Consider the following 21,557-nt stretch of genomic DNA (forward strand, 5'->3'; position numbering starts at 1 on the left):
GCGGGTACTGGTCGGGGCGCCCGCCCCGGAGCCGTTGTTCTCCGCCGGGGGCGGCGCGCACCGCTGACGACCTCGCCCGCGATGGTCAGCGGCGTGGGGGGGGGGGGGGGGGGGGGGGGGGGGGGGGGGGGGCGCCGCCCCCCCCCCCCCCCCCCCCCCCCCCCCCCCCACCCCAGGGTGGTCTCATTTCGTGGCCGGCCGCAGCAGGTACGTCCTGCCTCGTGTGGTCGGCACCGTGATCACACCGTTGTCGTCGACCGTGTGGCCGACGTGCTTTCCGCGTCCGTCGGTGACGACGGTCTTCTTCCGCGGCCACGGACTGCGCAGCCGCAGGGATCCGCCTGCCCTGCTGGTCACCTGGACGTAGCGGACGGTGCCCCCGCGCAGCGCGGCCGAGGTCTCGAAGGCGCCGGGCAGCAGCAGGCGGTCGAAGGCGGCGTCCTGGTCGGTGGGCCAGACGGGGAAGACGACCACGACCCCGCCGAAGCTCTGCGCCAGCATGCTGTTGATGGCCTCGGTGGCGCCCGATTTCTCGATGCCGTGGTAATGGTCGTCGATCCGCAGATTGGCCGCCGTCGACTGCTTGACGACGTCCTCGAGGTGCTGGATCAAAGGCGACGCGGAGTAGCCCACCCGAGCGGCCTGCGTGAACACCTTCGGGAAGCTGTTCATCTGCCGCCAGGAGTTCATAACGTCGATGGTGTCCACGGCGATCCTGCGTTCCTGGTCCGAGGACGTGATGCCGAGGATTTCGCCGGGGTGGATGAACTCCAGGTTCACGGTGTTGTCGCCGGGCCGGATGTCACGGGTGTCGCCCTGCATCGAGCCGGGCTCCGCCAGCGCGTAGACCGTGGCACCCCGGTACGTGGTCGTGGGCTGCGCCGGCAGGTGGTCCAGGATGTTCTGCCACCGCACCCGCTTCTGCGGGTCCGTGCCCAGCACATGGCTCGCGTCGATCAGGGTGCTCAGCGTCTGCTTGAGCATGCCCAGGTCGGGCGAGGAGTTCTTGCCCCAGGTCCCCTCGTGCGGCCCGCTCCACAGCGCGTACCGCTGGGTGGCCGGGTCCCACTCCAGCCAGTGCCGGAAGAACTCCGCCACCAGCTTCAGGAAGGGGAACGCCTTGTCGCGGAGGAAGTCCACGTCCTGGGTGTGGGCGTAGTACGCGCAGAACTGGGAGGCGGCGAACAGCGAGTTGCCGACCTGCTGCCAGTATGTGTCGTCGGTGGTCGAGCCGTACGGGCCGATGCCCACCGGGAAGAGGAGGCCGTCGGGCACCCCGCCGGAGGGGAACCGCTGCGCCACATAGTCGGAGTTGACCCGGCGGAGGTCCTGCTGGGCGCGGCGCCGGGCCTCGGGGACGTAGGCGAGCATCGCGTCGTGGAACGGCAGGGCGAGTTCGGGGCGGTTGCTGGAGTAGACGCCGTAGAAGGGGGCCATGGCGTTGTAGTTGAGGTGGTAGTCGCCGTGCCACATCGCCTGGTCGGTGGTGGTCCAGATGCCGTAGAGGCCGGGGGCGATCCGGCCGGGGCGACTGGCGGCGCCGATGAAGTACTGGGCCGCGTAGTAGTAGCGCTCCAGGACCGGGCGGCCGAGGTCGACGCCGGAGGCCAGCCAGTACCGCTTCCACCAGTCGAGGTGCCGGGCCTGTGTCTGGGCGACGCCGCTGAGGGACTGGGCCGCGACTGCCGCGACCGCCGCGCTCTCGACGCCGGCCGGGTTCCGGCCGCCGCCCGCGATGCAGGTGACGATCGTCGCCGTGCTCCGGGCGGCAAGGGTGAAGCCGGTCGTGGCGGTCGCGCCCGAGACCGTGGGCGCCCCGACGGCCGCGGCCCCCAGCACCCGGGTTGCCAGTGCGGCGTGGGAAACCCACGCGCCGCCCTCGGCTGTGGAGCGCCGTGCCCACGCGGTCCCGGAGTCGGCTCCGGCGGTCGCGGGGTACCCGGAACCACCACCGGCGGCGCCCGCCCAGGTCTGCACGGCCAGCTCCACGTCTCCGGCGCCGCGTGAGGTCACCGTGGTGACGAGGGTGTTCTCGTCCGCGGAAAGCCAGGTCTCCATGTCCAGCGGGACACCGGCCATCACCACCGAGGTGGTGATCCGCGCGTCAAGGATGTGCTGGGCCTCGTGGAAGGCTCCCGGGTCGGGGGTGTCGCCCTTCGGAGCCGCGTACAGCTCGATCTGGCCGATGCGGGCGCGCGGGTTCTGCACGCTGTCGGTGGTGGTGCCCTGAGTGGGTTCGGTGATGTGCAGGCGGAGGTAGCGGGAGGTGAGCGGGGCCGCGAGATCCCGGTCGACGACCGCGGCCGTGTTACCGGTGACCGTGTCGACGTCGGTCCAGGCCGTGCCGTCGGTGCTGCTCTGGAGCCGCAGGTCCTTGGCGTCGTTCGCCTCGTTCCCGGGACGCGCCGCCGAGTCGTTGCGCACGACGTACCGGGCGACGGTCCGCTGCTCGCCGAGGTCGAGGGCGATCCACTGCGGCTTGCCGACGGCCGACACCCAGCCCTCGTAACCGGCGCCCCACGCGCCGTTGACCGCGCGGTCGGGGGTGAACGAGTTGTGCACGCTGCTCGCCGTCGCCGTGGCGCCGGACGCGAGGTCCGTGTCGCCCGCGTGTGCTGCGGCCTTCACTGTCACACCGCCGACCGGCAGGGGCCGGGGCTCCGGGTGCGCGGTCCAGAAGTCGCCCTTGGAGATGTGGAAGGTCTTCACTCCGGTGCTGCCACCGGAGGTCACGCCCACATCGCCGTTCCCGAGCAGCGCCGTCTTCGGCATGCCGTCCGTTACAGAGCCGCTGTACTCCTGGTCGCTCCACTCGGCGGTGAAGCCGGACAGCTTCGTCCGGAGCGCCGCCCACCGCTCGGCCTCCGTCGCGGGCCCGGCCGGCACGGCACCGGGGCGCTTCGCGGTCGCCGCCCAGCCGGGGGCGGAGGATGCAGCGGCCATGGCTGCCACCGCGACCGCGCCGGCGAGAACAGAACGGCGGCCAGGACGTCCCTTGTCCTCATGCTCATAGTTCATGTGCCTTCACTCTCCTAACGGTTGCGCACGGTTTTCGGGGATGGTGCAAGGAGAGGACCTCAGGACCCGAGGGCCCCCTCCGCCGCCATACGGGCGGCCCCGAGCAGGGGTGCCTCGAGCAGGTGGTCGGCAGGTACGAGGACGTGGGGCCGGGACCCGGCCGGCCCGGCCCCGGCGACGCCCGCCCCCAGTGGTTCGGCGATGAGGTCCCAGGCCCCGGCGATGGATCCGCCGACGACGAGCACTTCGGCCTCGGCTGCCGCGAGGACCGGCGCGATGACCGTGCCCAGCGCGCGGAACGCCCGGGTGAGGACGGCGAGCGCGGTGCGCTCGCCGTGTCGTGCCCGCTCGGCGATCTCCTGGACGTCGGCCGACGTGTCCCCGGTGGCATGGGCATAGGCCCGCCGCAGGGCGCGCCGCGAGACGGTTTCCTCCAGGGGGCGGCCTTCGTGTTCCAGCAGGTGGACGCATCCCTCGGGCGGGATTCCCGGACCCTCGCGGAGCATGTGTCCGTCCCGGACGAAGCCTGAGCCGACCCCGGTGCCGAGGGTGATCCCGGCGACCGAGCGGTACCCGTGCGCCGCGCCGGTCCACCATTCGCCCCAGACGAAAGCGTCCGCGTCGTTGTGGAAGGTCAGGTCGCGGACGCCCGGCAGCCGCTCCGTCAGGGCGGCGCGCAGATCGAAGCCGCGGAGGGTGTCGAACTTGCCCACCCCCTCGTACCGTCCCACCCCGCGTCCGTAGTCGAACGGGCCGGGTACGGCGATGGCCCACCGGCTCGCGCCGCTGCCGGGCAGGCGCTGGGCACAGCGCACCAGCGATGCGACGATCTCGGCGGCGGTTCCGTCACCGTCCAGAGGCTCCCGGAACGACTGCCCTCTCACGAGGCTCCGGGACTCCATGTCCACGCACGCGGCGGTCACATGTGTGCCGCCGACGTCCATCACGGCTATCAGGCCGTCGTCGTCCGGGTTCATCGCACGAGCGCCTTCACGTAGCGCACCGGCCCCTCGCCCAACGCCCGCACGCGGTAGGAGCCCACCGAGGCCGGGATCGTCAGCGTCTCGGCGTACGCCAGGTCGAGGACGTGGCCGCCGTCCGTCTCCACGGCGACCCCGTCGCCCTCGACGACGTTGATGACGTGGAAGCGGTCGTCCGTGGCGTCGTCCACGGCGCCGTCCGCGGCAAGTTCGATGCGGCGGACCTCGAAGAACATCTCCGGAAGCCGGCCAATGACTTCCTCGCTCCAGCCGTCGCCCGAGCGCAGGAACCGCGGTTCCTGGACAAGCTCACGCGCCACGGCCTCGCCCGACCGCTCGGGGTTGAGGTTCTCGAAGGCGTGTCCGACGTGGACCGGACGCGGCCTGCCCTCGGCGTCCTTGCGCAGCCAGTCGTAGAAGCGGAGGCTGTAGAGGTACGGGGTCGCGCTGATCTCCAGGACGACGTTGCCCTCCCCGCTGCCGTGCGGGGTACCGCCAGGGATCAGGAAGAGCTGGTGCGGATCGGCGGGGAAGGTCTGGACGTACTGCTCGATGTCGAACGGTACGCCGTCGTGGAACGCCCGTTCCGCCTCGCGCCGGAACGCGTCGAGGTCGGCGCACTCCCGCAGGCCGAGGAACACCTGACGGTCCTGGCCCCCGACCATCATGTAGTAGGTCTCGTGCTGTGTGTAGGGCCAGCCGAACACCCGCTGCATGTAGTCCGACTGCGGGTGACAGTGGACGGACAGATTGCCGCCGCCGACGGTGTCGAGATAGTCGAACCGGATCGGGAAGGAGGTGCCGAACGTGGCGGTCACGGGCGCCCCGAGCACCTCCTCCGGGTGCAGGTGGACCAGCGCCTGCAGGGGCAGCTCGGCACGCGGGCCGTCCGGGGTGCCCACAAGGATGCCGCTCTCCGGAGCGATCAGCTCGTAGCCGAGCGCGGTGTTGGCGGCGTCGCGGTTGAAGCCGAGTTCCTCCTGGGCCCAGTGTCCGCCCCACGAGGTGGTGTTGAAGGTGGGCCGGGTCCGGAACGGCCGTACGGCGAGCCCGGCCATCGCCTCGCGCAGCGAGGGTCCGCCGAGCCAGGCCGGTGTCCGGGAGTCCTGGGTGTCGAGCCAGAGGTCGATGTCGCGAAGGATGGCGTCGCGGTGCCGGTCGAGCACGGGCCAGTCGATGTAGAACAGACGGCGGGTGGTGCCCGCCCCCGTACCGGCCGGCTGCCCGAGGTTCCGGCCGGTGCCGGTGGTGATCTGGGCCTCCGCGTACCGCTTCGGCAGGTCCGCGTACCAGAGGGTGTCGTGCGCGACCAGGGCGGCGCCGGGGCCGAGGACGACCGTCACGGCGTCGGCAGTGGACTCGGGCTGCGGGAGTTCACCGAAGAAGTCAGTCAGGCCCGCTCGGGACAGAGGCGCGAAGTCCGGGTCGTCGTGGAGCTCCGCCGACGCGGTGAGGGTGAGGATGTCCTGCCACGAGGCGAAGTGTTCGCGCAGGTCGATCTGCTTCATGGCGAGCTCACAGGCGGCCAGCGCGTCGCCGAGCTCTGTGGCGAGAACGTCCCAGTCGACGGCGACCGGTCCGTCGACGGCTAGCACCTGTCCCGGCGCGAGGCCTGCCACCGCGGACCGGTATCCGGTGCGGACGTCACCGGTGATGGTGTGACAGGGGTCGGCTTCGTAACTGCGAACCGCAGGCATGGCGAGGACAGCCCTTCTGGGGTCGGACAGGGTGGTTCAGGAGGGGAGGGAGGTTTCGCTGCTGTCCGCTCCGGCCGGCGGCGTACCGCCGGCCGGAGCGGACCCGCTCGTACTATCAGGTCAGACCGACCGTGCCGTCAGCGGCCGGAGCGGATGCCGGTGAGAGTTCCGACGCCGTCGACGCTCAAGGTCTCGGGCAGTCGGCCGGGGCCACCGGTGGCGAATGACGGGCTGATGTCGAACAGGGCGGACAGCACGGCTTCGGCTCCGGCCGCGCCTGCGATGGAGTCGCGGTTGGACACACCGTGCTCGGCAACGCGCGCCCGCGGTCGCCCGTCCGGTCCGGTGACGATCTCCATGGCCTGGCCCCACACGCCTCCGGAGGCGGCGGCGGTGAGATCACGCAGGAGCGAGATCGCCCGGTCGCGGAAGCCGAGCCTGGCGAGGCCGTGGGCGGTGACGCCCGGCCAGGCGCAGAAAGCGCCGGCGGCGCCGTGATCGGGCCGGTCCGAAACGGCGGCAATCGGCTCGTCCGGGCTCAGCGCCCGCATCCAGCCGCCGGTGAGCAGATGCTCGCCGACGAAGTCCGCCATCTCGCGGCGCATGTCGTCGGTCAGGTCGTGATGCAGGGCTGAGGAGACCAGGCCGAAGTCGAGAATGTGCCCGATCGTGTCGGTCCCGTCGGGGCGCCGGATCTTCCAGCGGCCCGATCCGGCGTACAGGTCGAGGAGTGCCGCGGTCAGCTCGCCGGCCTCGGCCTCGGCCCGGTCGGCGTCCTCGTGACGCCCACGCTGCCGATACAGGGCGGCCATGGCCCGGGTGGACTCTACGTAGGCGCCGTTGAAGCCGGCGACGACCCCGGTATAGGAGGGGACACATTCCAGCAGGTTCCAGGCGTCGTCGCCGAAGTCGGCGAGGACACCGCCGGTGGCCGTGCGGCGCTTCTCGCGCCAGCCGAGCGCGATCCGCTCCAGGTGCTCGAAGACCGTCGTCTCGCCGGTCCGCTCGTCAAGGAACGCGCTGTCACCGGTGACACAGACGTAGTGCTCGATGAGCCGGAACAGGGCGCAGTCGTTGGCGCTGTAGGCGTTGCCGAGCGGGAACCCGCCACGCGCCTCGATGCCGAAGGAGTCCCGGTACGGTCCCGCCAGCAGGCGCAGCAACCAGGAGCGCATGCCCGCCGGTTCCAGCAGGGCGTACATCCGGCTCCATTCGGAGTGGTCCCAGAAGTACGTGGTCGTCGGGCCGAGCCGGGGGCCTCCGGTGAGGAAGACCGGCTCTCCGGGCCTGATGCGGGTGTTGCGCATGTAGAGGACCTGGAGCGCGCCCAGGTAGTACGTGTCGGCGAGCCCCGGGTCGTCGGCGCTGAAGGCGGGCAGGTGCCCGGAGAAGTCTGGGTTGCCCGGCGTGAACATGTGGTGCCAGTGCTGCCGCCAGCCGTCCTCCCCCGCGCGCATCGTCGGCTCGAAGGCGCCGGCGGCGCTGCGGGCCTCGGCCGCGACGGCGTTCGGCTGGGTGCCGTACGCGCAGACGATCCCGATCGTCGCGCTCGCGCCGGGCTCGATCCGGCGGCTCCACGTGGCGCGGCCCCCGGCGCCCGCGATGTCGAGGGCGGAGGGCTCGTCGGCGAAGGCGTAGACGGCGACGGCCGGCGAGCGGGTGTCCTGGATGGCGATGGTGCCGTGGTCCAGGCGGGAGGTCCAGCGGCGTGCGTCGGCCCAGTGCCCAGTGCGCGCGATCTCCTGGCCGTCGAGCCGCAGCACGACGAGGTCGGCCTCTATGCGAGCTTCGATGCGGTGCCACTCCCCCACCGCGGGAGCGACGGAGGTGGACTCGCGCTCCCCGGTGATGCCGATCCACAGGCGCCCGTTCTCGATGCCGATCTGGAGGGAGTCGGGGTGGTTGCCGTGGGTGAGGACGGTGCCGGTCTGGTCCGCCTCGTCGAGGCGGAGCTCGAAGGAGACGGTCTGTCCGGCGGCGGCCGTGAAGGCGTCCAGTCTGGTCTCGCCGTCGACGGTGAGACCGATCGGCGCGGCGGACCGGAGGATGACGTCGCCGTCGTCGGCGACGACCTCGACGGCACGGACGGCCCCGGTCACGCCGACGCGCGGCTCGGGCTCCTTGTCGGGGCTGAAGTGCGGCGGGAGTTCGTCGTTCATGACCATCGGACCGGGGTCCTCGTCCCGCTGGATCCCGGGAACGCGCGGCTTGCCGAAGCGGAGGAACCGGGCTGCGGGCGACAGCATGGAGGAGTCGTGGCGGCCCGCGGTGGTGGCGCGGACGCGCTCCAGCGCCATGAAATCGTGGTGGTTGCCGTGGTTCCACGGCACGTCGTACAGCCAGCCGAAGCCGACCTCGGTGTGGGCGACCATTGCGTACAGGTCCTGGGACAGTTCGACGGTCCGGGCGTCGGGGCCCTCGTTGGTGACCGTGATCCGCCACAGCAGCAGGTCCCGCGACAGCGCCATCCGGGTGTCGGTGCTCAGGAGCAGCCCGTCGCCGCGGTGCTCGCGGGTGACTCCCCAGGGCTTCCACCGGAAGCGCTGGGCGGCCGGTGTCCGTCCGTCCACGCGGAGTTCGCCGGTGTGGTAGCCGAATGTGTAGGGCGCGGCGACCAGCCAGGACATACTGCTCAGGTCGTGGTTCACATGGCCCTGTCCCTGCTGGTTGCGCAGCGACGGGAGGTGCGCGAGCTCGTCGAGGCCGACCCACTGCCCGGAGACGTCGTCCAGGTCGGGGACGCCGGACCCCCGCGGGGCCGTGCGCTCGGCGGCGTCGGCTGTGGTGACGGCGGTCATTTGGTGGCTCCCGAGGTGAGTCCGGCGATGAACTGCTTCTGAAGGGCGAGGTATCCGGCGACGGGGATGACCGCGGCCAGGAGCATCACGCCGAACAGCTGGGCGTAGTTCGTCGTGTACTGGCCGAGCGACTGGTACAGCCCGGCGGTGATGGTCTGGCCCTGGAGGGGGCCGAGGATGAACTGCGGATTCATGAAGTCGTTCCAGATCCACAGGGAAAGGAAGATGGTGACCGTCGCGGTGGCCGGCCGCATCAGCGGCATGATGATCTGCCACCAGGTGCGCAGCAGGCCCGCGCCATCCACGGTCGCGGCCTCGATGACCTCCTGGGGGATGGACCGCAGGAAGCCGGAGTAGACGAAGACCGCGAAAGCGAGATGGCCGCCGCTGACGTTGGACAGGATCAGTCCCGCGTAGGTGTGGTCCAGGTGCAGGAAGGTCAGGATGCGGATCGTCGGCAGCAGGACGACGGCCGGCGGGACCATCAGACCGGCCGCGAAGCATGCGAGGACAATCTTCTGGAGCCGGGCCGAGCGGCGGGACAGCCAGAAACTGAACGCGGAGCCGAGCGGGATGATGAGGAGCACCGAGACGACGACGGTGATCACGGAGTTCATCAGGCCCAGCTGGATGAGCTGATCGGGGCGGCTCAGGGCGTCCGTGATGTTCTGCCCGGTCGGCGGCGCGGGGGGCGCCACCGGGTTCTGGACGATCTGGTCCTGCGTCTTGAAGGCGTTGACGAGGGTCAGGTAGATCGGGCTGACGAACGCCAAGGTGATGAGTCCGGCCGCGGCGAGGTGGCCCCGGCCCTTCCACCGGCCTCGGTCGGCGCGTCGGCCGGTGTCCACGGGGTCGGGGGTGCGGCCCTCGCGCTGTCGCTGGTCCTGGAGGATCGATGCGGTCACAGCTCCACCTCCCGGCGGCGCAGCAGGTTGGTCACGGTCAGGGCGATCACCGCGGAGAGGGCCAGGAGCACCATGGCAACGGCCGAGGCGTAGCCGAACCGGTTCTCGGTGAAGGCGACGTCGATGATGTAGAGGGCCGTGGACTGGGTGGAATCGGCCGGACCGCCTGCGGTGAGGACGGTGATGATGTCGTAGAGCTTGAGCACCGTGATGAGCGAGATGGTGACGCTGACCGTGGTGCCGGGGGCGAGCATCGGGAAGGTGATGTGGCGGAACCGCTGCCACCGGCGGGCTCCGTCGACCATCGCGGCTTGGTACAGCTCCACCGGGATGGACTGCAGCGCGGCCAGGTGGACGACGGTGGTGAAGCCGGTGAGCACCCAGGCGGTCACGAGTCCGACGGAGAACATCGCGAGGTGCGGGTCGCCGAGCCAGACGATCGGCCGCTCGATGATGCCGAGGGTGAGCAGGAAGTCGTTGAGGATGCCGTCCTTGGCCAGGATGTAGCGCCAGACGAAGGCGACGATGACCCCGGACAGCACCTGCGGCAGGAAGGCGAGGGTGCGCATCACCCGGAAACTCAGCGAGGTCTTGTTGAGGAGCATCGCGAAGCCGATGCCGGCGGCGTTGGCGACGAGCGTCACGGCGGCGGCCAGGACGAGCGTGAAGCCGACGCTGGCGATCAGGGCGTCGTCCCCCAGCATTTCCGTGTAGTTGGAAAGACCGACGAAGTTCGCCTGGGCCATCAGGGGGTTCTCGTCCGTCAGGCTCTTCCAGGCGCTCATGACGACTGGGACGAGGACGAACAGGGCGTAGAGCCCGAGGGCGGTGAGGGCGATGGCACCGAGGGCCGGATCGCCGCGTCGGGAGCGGACTCGGGACGTCATGGCGTTTCCCTTGCTGTTCTGAGGGGTGGGGTCGGGTCGGGGGCAGCCCGGCCCCGGGTCCCGGCTTACTTGGTGGCCTTGTCCCAGGCGGCGTCCAGCTTGGCCAGCTCGCCGTCGATGTCGTCGGAGGTGAACAGGGCCTGGCTGGCCGCGTAGAAGGCGTCGTTGAGCCCGGACGGCAGGGAGTCGTCGCCGCTCGCCCAGCCGAAGGCGGAGACCTTCGTGTTCTCGTCGGTGACGTAGGCGAACGAGTCCTCGAAGACCTTGGTGACGTTCACGTCGTAGTCGGGCAGAGTCTTGCCCTTGAGCATCGGGAACGCGCCGTCACCCTCGACGAGGACCTTGAGGTTCTTCGGGTCGAGCGACCACGCCTGGGCGAAGGCGGTCGCTTTGGCTGTGTCCTTCGCCTTGGCGCTGACCGCCATGGAACCGCCGATCGCGAACGGGACGACGAGCGAGCCGTCCTCGGTCGGCGTGAGGAAGGCCCCGAAGTCGTCCGCGCGGTCCTTCGGCACCGAGCCGAGGAACCAGCTGCCCATCATGTACATCGCGCTCTTGCCCGACGTGAAGTTGGTGATCGAGTCGGCGTACTTGACGCCGAGAGCGCCGTCCTGGAAGTAGCCTTCCTTGACCATCATGCGGTACTTGGCGACCGCCGCTTTGACGTTGTCGTCCGTGAACTTGACCTTGCCGGCGTAGCGGTCCTGGAGCCAGTTCGGGTTCTTGCCCAGGACATCCGCGGACAGGATGCCGACGAGCGGCATCGACGCGGAGAACGGGTCGCCACCGCCCAGCTCGACGGGGTTGATGCCGGCCGCCTTCAGCTTGGCGCAGACCGACATGAACTCCGCCCAGGTCTTCGGCGGGGCGGCGATGCCCGCCTTGGCGAAGAGCTTCTTGTTGTAGAAGACCTCGGGGATGATCTGGGAGTTCGTCGGCGGGACGTAGACCTTACCCTTGTACGCGTTGCCCTTCGGCAACAGGAAGTTGGCGTCCACCCACTTCTGGTCGTACGGCTTGAGGAGTCCGGCCGTGACGAACGTGGAGGGGGTGATCGACTGGAGCAGGTCGGGGAACTGTCCTGACGCCTGGAGCTGCTTCGCGTAGGTGTCCCGGTCACCCGGCGCGACGATCTTCTTGACCGTCAGGCCCCGGACCTGCTTCTGCGCGTCGGCGATCGAGGTGTCCCAGAACTTCGCGGTCAGACTGGGAGTTTCGAAGGTCATGTAGGTGAGGGCGGCGCCACCCTCCGCGCCGCCGGGCGTGGAGGCCGAGCATCCGGTGAGCAGGGCCAGCCCTGCGGCGAGGCAGGCAGCAGTGAGACGGTGGTGCCGCATGGAGGTCTCCTGGAGGAGTGGATGTGACCCGAGGGTGGGGGCGGACCGGGGAAGGTTCTACGCCGAACACCTTCGAGATAACGTTATCGCGAGGATAATCTTTGGTTGCTGGAATGTGTCAAGGGTCGATCTGATATCGACCTACAGGTACAAGAAGGAGCAAGTCGGATGAGCCCAGCACGGGGCGGCAACGGGGGGCGGCCGAAGCGGGCGACCATGCTGGACGTCGCACGCGAGGCCGGGGTGGCGCTGCGCACCGTCTCCCGGGTGGTCAATCGCGACCCGACTGTCGGGCCGGAGTACGCCGCCAAGGTGGAGGCCGCGATCGCCGCGCTGAACTTCCGGCCGGACGAACGGGCCAGGCAGCTGCGCACCGGCGTCACCGGCGCGATCGGGGCGGCCGTCCGGCGTATCGCCGAAGTCCACCCGGCACTGGCCGCCATCGAGCGGACCGCCCGCGAGGCGGACCTGACGCTGCTCGCCGCGTCGACCGACTCCGACGCGGCCAGGGAGCACGAGATCATCGTCTCGATGTGCCGTCAGCGCCTCGACGGCATCATCGTCGAGCCCTACGCCCAGGACCACGGCTACCTTCGGCCGGAGCTCGACGCGGGGATGCCCATGGTCGCCATGGACCGCCCGATGACAGGGATCTCCGTGGACTGCGTCATGTCCGACAACGCCTCCGGCATCGGCATGGCCTTCCACCACCTGCACGAACACGGGCACCGGCGCATCGCCTACGTCGGCGACGTCGAGAGCGTCTTCTCCGGCCGGGAACGAGCGAACGCCTTCCGCGCCGCGCTGCGTGCCCACGGCCAGCCGGTCGAAGGCCTGGTGCACCCCGGCGAGATCACTCCCGAGCGCGTGGCGGCCGCCCTGGACACCGCACTGCGCGGACCGGAGGCGGCCACGGCCCTGGTCACGGGAAACATGGACACCACCCTGACCGTCCTGCGGCAACTGGGTCCCGGCGAGGCGTCCCGGCTGGCCATCGTCGCGTTCGACGAGGTGCCTCTCGCGGACCTCCTCCAGCCGGCCCTCACCGTGGTCGCCCAGGAGACGACCACGATCGGCCAGACGGCCGTGGAGCTGCTGCGCGCACGCATCGCAGACCCGAACCGTCCAGTGCAGACGGTGGTCGTCCCGGTCAGCCTGAAGGCCCGCGGCTCCGGCGAGGTGCCGACCTGACGCATGTGCCCCCTTGACACGAGCTCCGGGGACGGGCAATCGTCCGAGATAACGTTATTTCGCAGGCGTCGGCCGACCCCGCTGGGGCAGGGCACATCAGGATCCCTCGTGGGGGCGTCCGCGAAGGGGGCGATCGCCCCCTGGCTCGCCCTCACCAGACGAAGGAGTCCGCATGGCCCGCCTCGACAACGCCGTGCGCCGGTACTCCTGGGGTTCACACTCCGCGATACCGGCCCTGCTCGGGCAGTTGCCCGACGGCAAGCTGCGGGCAGAACTGTGGATGGAGCCCACCCGGCGGCGCCGTCGTACGTCGATCGCGATGTCGGCCCTCGCCCGCTGGACCGGGTGATCGCCGAGGACCCGAAGACGGAACTCAGCTCCCGGACCGTCGCTCGATTCGGCCCGGCGCTGCTCTTCTTCCTCAAAGGGCCGGCCGCTGCAGAGCCGCTCTCGGTGCAGGTCCATGCGAACCCGGACCAGGCGCGGGCCGGCTACGCCACCGAAGAGACCGCCGGCAGCCCGATCGACGCGCGGGAGCCCACCTACCAGGACCCCAACCACAAGCCGGAGTTGCCCTGCGCACTCGACGGCTTCACCGGCGTCTGCGGATTCCGCCCGCCCCGAGGGGACCGCACGGCTGCTGGAACGGCTGGCGGTGCCCGGTCTGCCGGACGTCATCGACGTCCCGCGCACCGGACCGGAGTTCGACGCCCTGCGTACGGCACTCACCCTGCTCCTGGCGCTCGCTCCCGACACCGGGCCCGGCCTGGTCGCCCGCACGCGCGAGGCGCTGCTGCGGCTCGCGTCGACGACCACCGACCCCACCGAGAAAGCCGCACTGCGCGACTATGCGGTCCTCGCCGACCACTACCCCGCCGACCCGGGTCTGCTGTCCGCCCTGCTCCTCAACCACTTCACGCTGCGCCCCGGCGATGCTCTCTACTGGGGAGCGAGCGTGCCCCACGCCTACTTCCACGGCCTCGGCGTCGAGCTCATGGCCAACTCGGACAACGTGCTGCGCGCCGGACTCACGCCGAAACACATCGACGTTCCGGAACTGCTGAACGTCGTCGTCTTCGAAGCGAGCGAGCCGACCTCTGTCCGCCCACGGCCGTGGAAGGACGCCCGGGCGAGGAGCAGTACCCCGTGCCCATCGACGACTTCCGTCTCTCGCGGCTCCGCCTCGGCGGCATGTCCCTGTCCCCGAACAGCCCTCAGATCCTGCTGTGCACGGAAGGGCGCGCGCTGCTGACCGACCTCGCGGGCCGCAGCATCACGCTCACCCCCGGCGAGTCCTGCTTCGTCGCCGCCGGCGAGTCCTGCTTCGTCGCCGCCGGCGGTCCGCAGTTGACGATCACCGGCGAGGACGGCGAGTCGACCGTTTTCCGAGCCTCGAGCGCAGCCTGATCTCGCGATCCCACGTGGCCGCCGGGGGCGTCTTCCCCCACCACTCTCGGCTCGCGCACGATGACCGGCTGAACATTCGCACGCCGTCCGGTCCGGCGGCGAAGGCTATCCTGGCGCTCGATGAACGCCGGCGGGGCGCGAAGGAGGGGCATGCGGCGCGGCACGAACATGCCCGCGGTGAGTTCGTTCAACCAGAGCGTGGTCCTCGAACTCATCCGGAACGCCTCCAGCGGCATCAGCAAGGCCGAGATCGCGGCCAGGAGCGGGCTGTCGGACCAGACGGTCTCCAACGCGGCCCGGCGTCTACTCGCAGACAGGTTGATCATCGAGGCCGGGACGCAGGTACGGGGCCGCGGCAAGCCACCGGTCATGCTGCGCCTCCAGCCAAGGAGCCGCTTCGCCGTAGGCGTGCACCTCGATCCGGCAGTGGTGACCTGTGTCCTGATCGACCTCGCTGGCGAGGTGGTCGCCCGCCGGTGCCTGCGGGCGCCGCTGACCGCGGCCCCGGACGAGGCCGTCCCAGCGATCGCGGCAGAGGTGCGCACGCTCATCAGCGACGCGAGGATCGATGGGTCCGCCGTCGTCGGCATCGGCGTCGCCTCTCCCGGCCCCATCGACGCGGCGCACGGCGTCATCCTCGACCCGCCGCTGCTGCCCGGCTGGCGCGACACGCCACTGCGGGAGCGCCTGGGCGCGGCGTCCGGGCTACCCGTGCTGCTCGAGAAGGACGTCAACGCCGCGGCGTTGGCCGAGATCTGGGTCATCGGCGACGCGTACCGCAGCGACTTCGCCTTCTTCTACCTGGGGAGTGGCATCGGTATCGGCCTGGCCGTCGACCGTGAGGTGCTGCGCGGTACGAGCGGCAACGCGGGCGACGGCGGCGCGCTCGTCGTCCCCTCGCAGGACCAGCCGAGGAAGCGCGACAGCGACATGCTGGGCCATGTCGCCGCCCCGCACGCCCTGGTGGCGCAGGCGGTCGACGAGGGTGTGCTGACGCGGGCCGAGGCCCCCGACCTCGACGCGGGATATTCCGAACTGCTTCGCCGTGCGACCGCGGGGGATCCCGGCGCACGGGCAATCGTGCGGCGGGCCGGCCGCAACATCGCCTCGGGCATCGTCAGCGTGGTCAACCTCCTCGACATCGACGACGTGGTGTTCGGCGGACCGTATTGGGAACCGATCGCGCCCCTGGTGCTGCCCGACATCCGCACCCTGGTCGACGCGTCGCCCTATCGCATGACACGTAAGCCTGTAAGCCTCGGGTCCTCGGCCATCGGCGATGACGTCGCCGCCATCGGGGCGGCCTCGCTCGTGCTCGACACCGTGCTGTCCCCGCGTCCGTCGACACTTCTCATCTCCTCGAACTGAACCGAGGACACTCCCCATTGACGTCCGATGACTCGCTGGGTAGCCTCGCGCAACATTAAGCCAAATCCTTTGGGTAAATGTCGGACGGCAGCGCTGATCCCCCGATGACCCCGCACGACGAGGCGCCCGGTCGACCCAGACATCCGATCAATCGGAGCCCTTGGCTCGCCCTGTCCCCACCCAACGGCACCCCACACTCGCAGACAGGAATCCCCATGCAGATCAGCCGCAGATCGGTAGTGGTCGGTTCGCTGGCCACCCTCGGGCTCGGAGCACTCAGCCCGAGCGCAGCGATCGCCGCAGCAACCGCCCCCAAGAGCACGGCCGTCGAGCAGGACTGGCAGCGCATCTCCGAGATCCTGGACGGCCACCCGGTCGTCTTCGGCACCGTGTCGGCGATCTCCAACACGACCAACCACACCCCGGACGGGCCGCTGCTCGGCAACGGCACCCTCCTCGGCTTCCTGGGCGGCAGCGAGACGGTCCAGACGTTCTACCTCAACCGTCTGGACTGCTGGGAGGACCTCAACAAGGCGAACCGAGACGTCCACTACGCCCCGCTGGGCGGCGTCACGGTGCAGTGCCCGGGCACGTCCACGAGCCCCTTCGGCTACCGCCAGGACCTGAAGACCGGTGTCATCACCGCGACCTCGACCGGCGGCTTCACCACGAACTCCTGGCTGTCGGCCACCACCAACCTCCTGGTCATCGAGGTCACCAACCAGCGTGCGGGATCGGCGGACTTCACCGTCTCCCCCTGGACCCTCAAGCCCTCCGCGGCCACCAACACCACCTCCACCGTCGCAACCGGACTCGACGCGTCCCGCCAGCTGTGCTGGGCGCAGAAGTCGGCCCGATCGGTAAAGGCCGGCTGGAGCACCGACTTCTCCGTCGCCGCCCAGGTGGCCGACCGCCCCTCCACCGTGGCCACGACCGGTACGGGAGTGGCGGCCCGGTTCACCCTCGGAGCCGGGGAGACGGCCACCGTCCTGATCGCGGTCGAGGGCGGCAAGAACTCCACCAGCCACCTCGCCGACGCCACGGCCACGATCGGCGCGAACCTCGCCCCGGCCGCCCGCCAGACCACCCGCACCGCGCACGACGCCTGGTGGAAGGAGTACTGGCTGAAGTCCTACATCGACTTCGCCCCCGCCTCAGCCGACCTGGCGCGCGTGTACTACGGGCAGACCTACCAGCTCGGCGCCGCGATCGGGGCGACCTCGGACCACGCGTCCGGGCTCACGGCCGGTCTCTTCCCGTGGTGCGCCAACGAATCACCCGACTGGCAGGGCGACTTCACCATGAACACCGACGTCCAGCGGCCGATCCACTCCCTGATCGGCGGCAACCGGGTCGGCCACATGGCGACGTATGACCGCGTGATCACCGACTTCTGGCCCGCCGCGACCGCCCTCGCCTCCAGCACCACCGAGCTGCGGAGCCTGATCGAGCCCGGCGGGCACCCGGACTTCACCAGCGGCATCCGGGGCGCGCTGTTCCCCACGCACATCGGGCCATGGGGATCGCGGACCGAGAACGCCGGCGCCTGGACCGACTACTGGCACGGCCCGTCCAACGCCTCCGCCGCCCTCCAGCCACTGATCAAGTACTGGCGCTACACCCGGGACCAGTCGTTCCTCACGGCCTCCCTCTATCCGAAGCTCAAGGACACGGCCGCCTTCTGGAGCGACTACCTCGTCTGGGACAACGCGACCCAGACCTATGTCGTATGGGGCTCGACGTTCGAGGACTCCACATCCCATCGGGGCGCGATCCTGGACGTCATGGCCGCACGCATGGTTCTGGGCGCGGCGATCGAGGCCAGTACCGAACTCGGCGTCGACAGCACGGAGAGGGCGGCCTGGCAGAACCTGGTGGCCAAGCTGCAGCCCTACCCGACCGCCGTCCTCTCCTCCGGCGCCGGCGCCGCCCAGACCGTGTTCGTTCAGGACGAAGGGACAGGGCCGCAGTCCTCGTACAACCCCTGCGTCATCCAGGGGTCCTACTTCTACTCGGTGGTGAACCTGATCGACACCCCGCAGCACGCTGCCACCGTCCGGAACAATCTCACCTACCTCCAGCAGTGGTCGCACCAGTCGCCCCGGGCCGCGGTCTGCGCCGCCGTCTCGGGCTTCCCCGCGGCGGACACGGTGGAGCACGTCCGCCGCGCCCTCATCGCGACGGCTCCCGGCGACTGGGGCGGGGTGCGCGGGAACAACACCATCGGCGACATCGGCGCCACCCTCTACCTGTCCTTCATCCACTTCTCCCTGCTGCAGAGCGACTCGGGCGTCGTCCACGTGTTCCCGAACTGGCTGCGCGACCAGGCCACGTCCTTCAAGCGGCTGCGGGCGAACGGGGCCTTCCTCGTCGATGCCGCCCAGGACGACGCCGGCACGGTCACCTCACTCGACGTCCTCAGCGAACAGGGACGGGACCTGCTGCTGGTGAACCCGTGGCCGGGCCGCCAGTTGCGCTGTACCAACCGCAAGCAGACCGTACTCGCCACCGTTGCCCGGACGACACCGGTCGGCACCGTCTACCGGATCGCGACCCGGGCGGGCGAGAGCTACGCATTCACCCCGGTCGGTCGGCAACTGAAGGCGAACTGACCGCACCGGTTGCCGGGATCAATTCGCTCAGGGCTGTATCCCGGAAAGAAGTCAACTCCGGCGACAGGGCCGGAGGCTGCCTCCAGCAGAGGTGCGAGGAATTCGGAACAAACCAGCCATGGCACTTGCAGGCTGACGATGACCTGGCGGCCGTCGACCGGCACGTCCGTCACCGTCCGGTGGTGATACCCGTGCACCCTCGCCCGTCGGGGTGGCGCACACCGGACACGGCACCGCCACCTCCCGGATGCGGGCTGCGAACACCACCGCGCCGCCACTTCCTCGATGACCAGCCCCGACAACCCGGAAAACAGCGTCTCATAAGGGAGTTGACATCCATCACAAGATCAATGATCACGGATGGCTACCCGACGTCACCACCGACTGCGGGCCAGACTCGAACCTTACAGTCCCAAGCCGGTGGATCCGGGCTCAGGCTGCCTTCCAGATTGCCGCAGTGTCATCTCGTTGAAGAGTGGCTGTTCTCCGGCCGAGTTCGTGGGCTGCTGCTGCGTCGTGACCGCTGCGCGTCATCCGACGAGCGCTGACCCTTGTGGCCTGTGTCTCCGACCGGGGCCACCGCTGGGGAGAATCTGGGGAGTACGGGCGGTGCTGGGGAGGGCGTGGGGAGAATCGACTACGTACCCCGGCACCAACCTGAAAGGCGAGGAAAGGAGCATCCGCGCAGATCAGAGGCCCGACTAACGACATTTCCGCAGGTCAGGGCAACGAGGTAGACAACTTCATGCCGAAGGTGCCCTGGAGGGTGGGCCGGGTCGTGAACACAGGGTCACTCACCTCGCTGTTTACGTGCATCGGCCCGGATGATGGGCGCTCAGGGAGCCCTTCGCGGCCAGCTCGAGGATCGCCACGCACTCCACATGATGCGTCATCGAAAAGATGTCGCATTCATGGGAAGCCGGCATAGCCGCAGGTCAACGCAGGTTCACAGCCGGTCCGAACGGACGTTCGGCGGCCCGGAGCGTCAAACGAGCGTCAAGATCCCCCAGAGAGACGCTCCCGCTCAGCCATGCCGGAGAGGTCGTCCAACAACACATCGGCCACCCGAGGTCCGCGCCACCGGCCGGGGTAGCTGCCTGCGGGGTCATGTTTCCGATGTACCGCACGGCGGCCGAGGCCCGTCGCGCCCAGGGCGAGGCCCGCCGCATCGAAGCCGACTACGACCTGCGTCGCTTGATCAGGAACTTCCGTGATGGGGGGAACTGCTCTCGTCCCGGATGGCAGAGTCTCTGCACTCGCCTGTGCCGGCTGGGCGAGCGGCTCGGTGTGTTGTCCGGGGCGTGGTCTTTTCCACGAGGTCCACGAGTCGCAGGAGAGGACTGGTCATCACGGTGGTGATCAGGGCCATCACCAGGAACGCCACATAGATTGGCGTGGTCAGGATCCGGGCGTCGTAAGCGATTTGGAGCACGATGATCTCGGTGAGACCCCGGGTGTTCATGAGCGCGCCGACGCGTAGTCCCACCTCGTGTGCCTGGCCGCCGAGGCGTGCGCCGACGTAGCCGCCGAGTACTTTGCCGACCGTGCCGAGCAGAGTGATCAACGCGATGAGGACGAACGGTGTCGAGCCGAGGCCCTTGGTCAGCACGGTCAGCCCGCTGACGACGAAGAAGACCGGCAAGAGGCTGCGGCCGATCCGGGTGACCGAGGTGACGGCGTGCGACCAGGGGGAGTCCCGGCGTGCCGGGACCGCCAAGCCCGCGAGGACGGCGCCGAAAACCGCGGTCATGCCTGCCTCTTCCAGCGCTAGGGCCAGGGCGATCGCTGTCGCGCCGATCAGTAGCGCGGCAGCGCCGGGGTGACGTCCGCACAGCGCCTCGATCCGGTGGCCGCTCAGGAGGAGTCGCAGCAGATAGGTCACGACCAGGCCCGCCGCCAGCGCCGCCAGCGAGCCGAGGAACGTGCCGAGACGTTCCGTCCGCAGGCCCACGGCCACCGCGAGGGCCAGCCAGGCGATGGCGTCGATCACGATGGCCGAGGTGAGGGCGGTGCGGCCGGCCTCGGTGTCGGTCATCGCGCGGTCTGTGAGGATGCGGGCCAGCACGGGCACCGCGGTGATCGACAGACAGACGGCGAGGGTGAGGACGAATGCGGGCAGCGGCGCGTCACCGCGTACTTCTGGGTCATCGGCGACCAGCCAGCCGGCCAGCAGGGCGCCCAGAGCCATGGTGGGCAGGAACGATCCGGCGATCACCCAGCCCGTTGTCCGGGCGGATGGCCGTGCGGAACCGAGCCGCAGTTCGTGGGCCAGTCCGACCATGAACAGCACCAGTCCCGCCTCGGCGACCAGACGGAGAGCGTCGCGGACGTCCCCGGGCAGCAGCGTGCCGAAGGTCTTTTCCCCGAGGAGCCGTACCAGGGCCGGGCCGACCAGTAGCCCGGCCACGATCTCACCGACGACCTCGGGCTGGCGCGCCACCCGCGCCGCGCGCCGTCCCGCCGCCGCGAGGGCCACAGCCACCCCGAGAGCCGCCGTCAGATGAACGAGTTCGAGCAGATGATCCGAGGCTGTCATGAGGATCCCGTGGAAGTCGGTTGCCGGGCGGCGGGTTCCGAGGACAGGTGTCTCAGGGGCCCGCCGCCCGTACGGAGGGTCGAGATCACTTGCCGTGGATGTGGCGGAGGTAGCCGTATGTCGTCGGAAGCGTCTTCAGGAGCTCCTCCCGGCGGCGGCAGACCTCCGCGAACACCTCCTCGGCCGAGGCGATGGACGACGGCCGGTGGCTGAGCATCGGCATGGAGTGGTCCGGCGGGACGTCCAGCCCGGCGAACACGCAGTAGTAGTTGGCATTGCTCCAGAAGTTGCGGAACTCGGCCCCGAAGTTTCCGTAGTGGTTGGCCTCGTCGGTGGCCGGCGGCTCCACGCCCAGGCCCGACTTGTAGAGGGCGACCTTCTCCTTGAAGTCGGCGGCGAGTTCGAGTTTCTTGCAGGCGCGCCAGAAGGGGGTGTCGTTGCGCGGGGCGAAGCTGAAGTGCGCCTGGATGAGGTCCCGGGTGTCGTGGAAAATGACCTCGACCTCCCGGTTGAACCGGTCGACCAGGACGTCGTCGAACCGCTTGTCCGGAAAGTGCTTCACCAGGTGGAACAGGACGGCCTGGACGAAGTAGATGCCGGTCGACTCCAGGGGTTCCACGAAGCAGGAGCAGGCCGATACCCACGACGTTCTTCACCCGGGCGCGGCGGTTGCGGCCGACACGGAACGTGATTTGGCTACATCCACAATGCTCGCCTGCATGCCTGCGGCTCCTCCAATCGGCTGATTCCAACAGGTGGGGGGTGGCCCAGGCGGGGTGGCCCGGGTGGGGGTGGCCAAGGCGGGGATGAACCGCCGGTTC

12 protein-coding genes and 2 pseudogenes are annotated in these 21,557 nt (G+C 69.8%); 4 read left to right on the forward strand and 10 right to left on the reverse strand.

What is annotated here, in order from left to right:
- Positions 1–183: 183 nt before the first annotated feature.
- The 7 genes from ACF1B9_RS36165 to ACF1B9_RS36195 form a co-directional block, all read right to left on the reverse strand.
- Positions 184–3,018 carry a discoidin domain-containing protein gene (locus tag ACF1B9_RS36165; RefSeq protein ID WP_391745263.1) on the reverse strand — a complete coding sequence of 945 codons (2,835 nt, stop codon included), beginning with the start codon at positions 3,016–3,018 and terminating at the stop codon, positions 184–186.
- Between the two features lie 59 nt (positions 3,019–3,077).
- Entirely contained in the window at positions 3,078–3,995 is a 918-nt protein-coding gene (locus ACF1B9_RS36170) for an ROK family protein (protein ID WP_391745262.1), read from the reverse strand.
- On the reverse strand, positions 3,992–5,695 hold the full coding sequence (locus ACF1B9_RS36175; RefSeq protein ID WP_391745261.1) for a class I mannose-6-phosphate isomerase: 1,704 nt from the start codon (positions 5,693–5,695) through the stop codon (positions 3,992–3,994). Before ACF1B9_RS36175 ends, ACF1B9_RS36170 begins: the two co-directional genes overlap by 4 nt.
- Positions 5,696–5,832: 137 nt before the next feature.
- On the reverse strand, positions 5,833–8,493 hold the full coding sequence (locus ACF1B9_RS36180) for a hypothetical protein (protein ID WP_391745259.1): 2,661 nt from the start codon (positions 8,491–8,493) through the stop codon (positions 5,833–5,835).
- A complete protein-coding gene (locus ACF1B9_RS36185) occupies positions 8,490–9,398 on the reverse strand; it encodes a carbohydrate ABC transporter permease (RefSeq protein ID WP_391745257.1) in 909 nt (302 codons plus the stop codon). The genes ACF1B9_RS36180 and ACF1B9_RS36185 overlap by 4 nt, the downstream gene beginning before the upstream one ends.
- Positions 9,395–10,285, reverse strand: coding sequence for a carbohydrate ABC transporter permease (locus ACF1B9_RS36190; protein WP_391745256.1), 891 nt, complete (start codon positions 10,283–10,285; stop codon positions 9,395–9,397). The genes ACF1B9_RS36185 and ACF1B9_RS36190 overlap by 4 nt, the downstream gene beginning before the upstream one ends.
- A gap of 65 nt (positions 10,286–10,350) precedes the next feature.
- The gene (locus ACF1B9_RS36195; protein WP_391745254.1) at positions 10,351–11,622 is read right to left on the reverse strand and encodes an extracellular solute-binding protein; all 1,272 of its coding nucleotides are present in this window, start codon (positions 11,620–11,622) and stop codon (positions 10,351–10,353) included.
- Positions 11,623–11,790: 168 nt separating this feature from the next.
- Here ACF1B9_RS36195 and ACF1B9_RS36200 point away from each other — a divergent pair, with 168 nt between their 5' ends.
- From ACF1B9_RS36200 to ACF1B9_RS36215, 4 genes and pseudogenes are all read left to right on the forward strand, one after another.
- Positions 11,791–12,813: a LacI family DNA-binding transcriptional regulator gene (locus ACF1B9_RS36200; RefSeq protein WP_391745253.1), complete on the forward strand. Its 1,023-nt coding sequence runs from the start codon at positions 11,791–11,793 to the stop codon at positions 12,811–12,813.
- Between the two features lie 172 nt (positions 12,814–12,985).
- Positions 12,986–14,220 (forward strand): annotated as a pseudogene (gene manA / locus ACF1B9_RS36205) (mannose-6-phosphate isomerase, class I).
- Positions 14,221–14,397: 177 nt separating this feature from the next.
- Positions 14,398–15,588 carry an ROK family transcriptional regulator gene (locus ACF1B9_RS36210; protein WP_391795972.1) on the forward strand — a complete coding sequence of 397 codons (1,191 nt, stop codon included), beginning with the start codon at positions 14,398–14,400 and terminating at the stop codon, positions 15,586–15,588.
- Positions 15,589–15,803: 215 nt separating this feature from the next.
- Entirely contained in the window at positions 15,804–18,200 is a 2,397-nt protein-coding gene (locus ACF1B9_RS36215; RefSeq protein ID WP_391745251.1) for a hypothetical protein, read from the forward strand.
- A gap of 80 nt (positions 18,201–18,280) precedes the next feature.
- Here the strand turns inward: ACF1B9_RS36215 and ACF1B9_RS36220 are convergent.
- The 3 genes and pseudogenes from ACF1B9_RS36220 to ACF1B9_RS36230 form a co-directional block, all read right to left on the reverse strand.
- Positions 18,281–18,514: pseudogene (locus ACF1B9_RS36220) on the reverse strand (transposase family protein); the annotation flags it as partial.
- Between the two features lie 884 nt (positions 18,515–19,398).
- Positions 19,399–20,736 (reverse strand): cation:proton antiporter, encoded by a 1,338-nt coding sequence (locus tag ACF1B9_RS36225; protein ID WP_391745249.1) that lies wholly within the window; start codon positions 20,734–20,736, stop codon positions 19,399–19,401.
- Between the two features lie 85 nt (positions 20,737–20,821).
- Positions 20,822–21,355, reverse strand: coding sequence for a tryptophan 7-halogenase (locus ACF1B9_RS36230; RefSeq protein ID WP_391745248.1), 534 nt, complete (start codon positions 21,353–21,355; stop codon positions 20,822–20,824).
- Positions 21,356–21,557 lie beyond the last annotated feature (202 nt).

It is taken from the genome of Streptomyces sp. NPDC014727 (assembly GCF_043083485.1).
GTDB lineage: Bacteria > Actinomycetota > Actinomycetes > Streptomycetales > Streptomycetaceae > Streptomyces.

Bases quoted from the DNA above. Each gene is read 5' to 3' on its own strand.
- ACF1B9_RS36170 (WP_391745262.1), bottom strand. From the start codon at position 3,995: ATGAACCCGGACGACGACGGCCTGATAGCCGTGATGGACGTCGGCGGC.
- ACF1B9_RS36180 (WP_391745259.1), bottom strand. From the start codon at position 8,493: ATGACCGCCGTCACCACAGCCGACGCCGCCGAGCGCACGGCCCCGCGG.
- ACF1B9_RS36190 (WP_391745256.1), bottom strand. From the start codon at position 10,285: ATGACGTCCCGAGTCCGCTCCCGACGCGGCGATCCGGCCCTCGGTGCC.
- ACF1B9_RS36225 (WP_391745249.1), bottom strand. From the start codon at position 20,736: ATGACAGCCTCGGATCATCTGCTCGAACTCGTTCATCTGACGGCGGCT.
- ACF1B9_RS36165 (WP_391745263.1), bottom strand. From the start codon at position 3,018: ATGAACTATGAGCATGAGGACAAGGGACGTCCTGGCCGCCGTTCTGTT.
- ACF1B9_RS36175 (WP_391745261.1), bottom strand. From the start codon at position 5,695: ATGCCTGCGGTTCGCAGTTACGAAGCCGACCCCTGTCACACCATCACC.
- ACF1B9_RS36215 (WP_391745251.1), top strand. From the start codon at position 15,804: ATGCAGATCAGCCGCAGATCGGTAGTGGTCGGTTCGCTGGCCACCCTC.
- ACF1B9_RS36195 (WP_391745254.1), bottom strand. From the start codon at position 11,622: ATGCGGCACCACCGTCTCACTGCTGCCTGCCTCGCCGCAGGGCTGGCC.
- ACF1B9_RS36200 (WP_391745253.1), top strand. From the start codon at position 11,791: ATGAGCCCAGCACGGGGCGGCAACGGGGGGCGGCCGAAGCGGGCGACC.